This window comes from Mycobacterium sp. DHQP2018-32-09 (assembly GCF_058148405.1).
Genome location: NZ_JBYVYK010000165.1, coordinates 1 through 424, shown reverse-complemented (window position 1 = coordinate 424; position 424 = coordinate 1). Strand labels below are relative to the sequence as shown.

General features: G+C 38.2%; 1 protein-coding gene. It reads left to right on the top strand.

All coding sequences use genetic code 11. The features are described 5' to 3' along the window. A partial coding sequence (locus AC30CM_RS27175) for a molybdopterin-dependent oxidoreductase (protein ID WP_490120003.1) occupies positions 1 to 424 on the top strand: 424 nt, incomplete at both ends.

The following is a 424-nucleotide window of genomic DNA, read 5'->3' as shown; positions in this document are numbered from 1 at the left end:
TAGACTTCAGAATGACGGCAACACCGTTATATTCTGACATTGTTTTGCCGGCAGCGACTTGGTATGAAAAACATGATTTATCATCAACGGATATGCATCCATATGTACATCCTTTCAATCCTGCTATTGATCCATTATGGGAATCACGTTCAGACTGGGATATTTATAAAACATTGGCAAAAGCATTTTCAGAAATGGCAAAAGACTATTTACCTGGAACATTTAAAGATGTTGTGACAACACCACTTAGTCATGATACAAAACAAGAAATATCTACACCATATGGCGTAGTGAAAGATTGGTCGAAAGGTGAAATTGAAGCGGTACCTGGTCGTACAATGCCTAACTTCGCTATCGTAGAACGTGACTACACTAAAATTTACGACAAATATGTCACGCTTGGTCCTGTACTTGAAAAAGGGAA